Origin of the sequence: Propionicimonas sp., from assembly GCF_047606205.1 — a bacterium.
In the GTDB taxonomy this organism is placed as follows: domain Bacteria; phylum Actinomycetota; class Actinomycetes; order Propionibacteriales; family Propionibacteriaceae; genus Propionicimonas.
Genome location: NZ_JASGES010000229.1, coordinates 1 through 4,160 on the forward strand (window position 1 = coordinate 1; position 4,160 = coordinate 4,160).

The following is a 4,160-nucleotide window of genomic DNA, read 5'->3' on the forward strand; positions in this document are numbered from 1 at the left end:
GCCGACGCACAGCAGGATCGCGTCGCCGTGGGTGCGCTGCCTTTCGGTTGCGGCCTTGGCGACCTCCATCACGTGGAACGGCTCGACCTTCCCACGCTCGGACGGGCCCCTCATTCGCGGCGACCGAAGAGGCGGGCCAGGATCGAGGTGAGCACCGCGCCGACGCCCAGTCCGGTGGCCGCCCCCACGACGTAGCCGGTGCCGAGGCCGATACCGAGGGACCGCCGAGCGACCTCGCTCGACACCGACAGCTCTCCCGGCCGGGCCTCGACGGGCTGCTCCGCCTCGATCTCGGGCAGCGGCGTGGGCTCGGGCGCCGGCGCATCGTTCGTGGCGAGCCAGGCCGCGATGTACAGCATCAGGGTCGCGAACAGGTTGAGGAACAGCATCAGCACCAGCGTCGAACCGAACACGGCGAACCCGAGGTTGCGGGAGAACGCACCGATCAGGTAGCCCGTGAGCGACTGCAGCACGATCAGCCCGAGCGAGCCGATCGCCGCACCCACCCACGCCAGGTGACTGGGCACGGGACCCGGGCTGAACCACCCGAAGAGAAGCCGGAAGAGCACCACGCCGACGGCGAACGACACCAGCAGGCCGAGCACCCGCAGGACCCACGACCAGCCGGGGAGCTCCTGGAACCCCAGCCACTGGCCGACGGAGCCGGCCAGCCAGGTCGACACCCCGGACGCGGCGAAGGTGGCCGCCACGCCGACGAGAATTCCGAGCAGCCCCGCGAAGTTGGCCAGGATGTCCAGCGGCATCGGGAGCTGCTTGCCCGGCTTGTCCACGTCCTCACGCATGAGCAGCCGCACCGCACGCTTGAGGTTGCCGACCCAGCCCGACCCGACCCAGATCATGATCGCCAGGCCGGGCAGGGCGATGGACGCCCAGTTGGTGAGCGCCCCGTTGATGATCGTGTACACGTTCTTGCCCAGGTCGCTGTCCGCGTCGAGCTGACCGCGGAGCCATCCTTCGATCTGGCCGAGCAACTCGGGCCGGAACACGGTCAGGGTCAGGCCGAGCGCGGAGAACGCGAGCATGAGGATCGGCACCAGCGAGAGCACGGAGAAGTAGGTGATCGCCGCCGCCAGCTGGATCCCGCCGCGGATGTTGAAGCGCTCGACGGCCCGTAGCAGGTGCGCGACGAACGGACGCTTCGAGAACCTCTCCCACCACTGCAGCATGGCCGCTCCCCTGACTCAGCTCTCGTAGGCCGCCACCGGCGGGCACGTGCAGACCAGGTTCCGGTCGCCGAAGGCCTGGTCGATGCGCGCGACCGACGGCCAGTACTTGTCGCGCCCACCCGAACCCAACGGTCCGGGACGGACCCCCGCCGGGTAGGCAGCCAGTTGCCTGCTGTAGGGGTGTACCCAGTCGGCGGCGACGATCCTCGACGCCGGGTGCGGGGCGTTGTGCAGCGGGTTGTCGTCGGCCGGCCAGGTGCCGTCGGCGACCGCGTCCATCTCGGCCCGGATGGCCAGCATCGCCTCGCAGAACCGGTCGAGTTCAGCCCGCGACTCCGACTCGGTGGGCTCCACCATCAGCGTCCCTGCCACGGGAAAGCTCATCGTGGGTGCGTGGAACCCGTAGTCCACCAGGCGCTTCGCGACGTCGTCGACCGTGACGCCGGTCCGCCGGGTGAGGTCGCGCAGGTCGAGGATGCACTCGTGCGCGACCAGTCCCGACGCGCCCGAGTACAGCACGGGGAAGGCCGCCTCGAGGCGCCTCGCCACATAGTTCGCGGCGAGGATCGCCGACTGAGCGGCCCGCTTCAGACCGTCCGCGCCCATCAGGGCGATGAACGCCCAGGTGATCGGAAGGACGCCCGCCGAGCCGAACGGTCCCGCGCTGACCGGTCCGTAGCTGCCGGCGGGTCCGGCGGAGGCGACCAGCGGGTGGTTGGGCAGGTAGGGCGCGAGGTGCTCGCGCACGGCCACCGGGCCCACGCCGGGCCCGCCGCCGCCGTGCGGGATCGCGAATGTCTTGTGCAGGTTGAGGTGGCTGACATCCGCCCCGAACCGGCCCGGACGGGCCAGGCCCAGCATGGCGTTCAGGTTCGCGCCGTCGACGTAGACCTGTCCCCCGGCCTCGTGCACCTGCCGGCAGATCTCGGTGATCGTCTCCTCGAACACCCCGTGCGTGGACGGATAGGTCACCATCACCGCGGCGAGGTCGTCGGCGTGCTGGGCGATCTTCGCCGCCAGGTCGGTGAGGTCGACCGACCCGTCCTCGGCGGTCGCGACCACGACCACCCGCATCCCCGCCATCACCGCCGAGGCGGCGTTGGTGCCGTGAGCAGAGGCAGGGATCAGGCACACCGTGCGGTTCGCGCTGCCGTGGGCCAGGTGGTAGGAGCGGATCGCCATCAGGCCCGCGAACTCGCCCTGGCTGCCGGCGTTCGGCTGCAGGCTGACCCGGTCGTAGCCGGTGATCTCGGCCAGCCAGTCGCACAGCTGCCCGATCAGCTCCGCGTACCCTGCCGCGTCCGCCTCGGGGACGAACGGGTGCAGCCCGGCGAACCCCGGGTAGCTGATCGGCTCCATCGCCGCCGCGGGGTTCAGCTTCAGCGTGCAGGAGCCGAGCGGGATCATGCCCTTGTCGAGGGCGAAGTCACGATCCGACAGCCCGCGCAGGTACCGCAGCAGCTCGGTCTCGCTGCGGTAGGCGTGGAACACCGGGTGGGTGAGGTAGTCGGTCTCCCTGTGGTGGTCGCCCAGACCCCCGGCGACCGCGCCGGTGAGCTCGACGCCGAACGCGGACGCCACGACGGCCAGCTCGGCCGCGCCCGTGTCCTCCCCCACGCTCACCCCCACGTGGTCGGCGTCGACGAGCCGCAAGTGCACTCCGGACGCCCGCGCGGCGGCAACCACCTCCGCCGCCCGGCCGGGCACCGCGACCGTGAGCGTGTCGAAGAACGCGTCTCCCGCCAGCGAGAGCCCCCCGGCGAGCAGCGCCGCGGCCAGCCGCCGCGCCCGGTCGTGGACGCCACGAGCGATCGCGGCCAGCCCGTCGGGGCCGTGGTGGACGGCGTAGCAGCTGGCCGTCACGGCGAGCAGCACCTGGGCCGTGCAGATGTTGGAGGTCGCCTTCTCCCTGCGGATGTGCTGCTCCCTGGTCTGCAGGGCGAGCCGGAAGGCGGGGACGCCGTCGGCGTCCTTGCTCAGCCCGACGATCCGTCCGGGCAGCTGGCGCTCCAGCCCCTGCCGCACGGCGATGTAGCCCGCGTGCGGCCCGCCGTAGAACAACGGGACGCCGAAGCGCTGGGCGGAGCCGACCACGATGTCGGCGCCCCACTGCGCGGGGGCTTCGATCAGGGTGAGCGCGAGCAGGTCGGCCGCGGCGACCAGCTGGGCGCCGTTGTCGTGGGCGAGGCCGGCGAGTTCGCCGAGCTCGGCCGCCGAAGGGAGCCGGCCGTCGGCTCCAGGCACCTGGACGACGACGGCGAAGGCCTGGTGGGTGCGGAGGGCGGCGGCCAGCCCGTCCCCGGCGACCACGATCTCGACCCCCGTGGCCAGGCAGCGGGTGCGCAGGACGGCCAGGCTCTGCGGCAGCAGGTTGGCGTCCACCACGACGACCCCGCCCTTCCGCGAGACCCGGTGGGCGACCGCGACGGCCTCCGCGACGGCCGTGCCCTCGTCGAGGAGGCTCGCACCGGCCACGGGAAGCCCGGTCAGGTCGGAGATCATGGTCTGGAAGTTCGCCAGCGCCTCCAACCGGCCCTGGCTGATCTCGGGCTGGTAGGGGGTGTAGGCGGTGTACCAGGCCGGGTTCTCCAGCACCGTCCGGCGGATCACCGGTGGGGTGACGGTGCCGTGATAGCCCAGGCCGATCATCGACGTGCCGGGCACGTTGCGGGCGGCCAGCGCGGCGAGCTGGCGTTGCACCTCGAACTCGCTCAGGGCGGCGGGGAGGTCCAGCGGTGCGGTGAGGCGGATCGCCTCGGGCACCGCGGCGTCGGTGAGGTCGTCCAGGCTCGCATAGCCGAGGGCGGCGAGCATCTGGGCCTGGTCGTCTGCTTCTGTGCCGATGTGGCGGGTCGTGAAGTCGTTCATCGCGTGCACAAACCTATCCCGACCGGCGGGCCCGACCCGGCCCGGGCGGCCGCGTGGTCACTCCGGAGCGTCGCGACCCGGCCGAGCCCGGCCCCGGGCTCAGCC

General features: G+C 72.1%; 2 protein-coding genes. Both read right to left on the reverse strand.

Annotation, left to right across the window (positions count from 1 at the left end; all coding sequences use genetic code 11):
- Nucleotides 1–110: 110 nt before the first annotated feature.
- Nucleotides 111–1,187, reverse strand: coding sequence for a YhjD/YihY/BrkB family envelope integrity protein (locus tag QM633_RS14350; protein ID WP_415154446.1), 1,077 nt, complete (start codon nucleotides 1,185–1,187; stop codon nucleotides 111–113).
- A gap of 15 nt (nucleotides 1,188–1,202) precedes the next feature.
- On the reverse strand, nucleotides 1,203–4,055 hold the full coding sequence (gene gcvP / locus QM633_RS14355; protein ID WP_415154447.1) for an aminomethyl-transferring glycine dehydrogenase: 2,853 nt from the start codon (nucleotides 4,053–4,055) through the stop codon (nucleotides 1,203–1,205).
- Nucleotides 4,056–4,160: the final 105 nt, after the last annotated feature.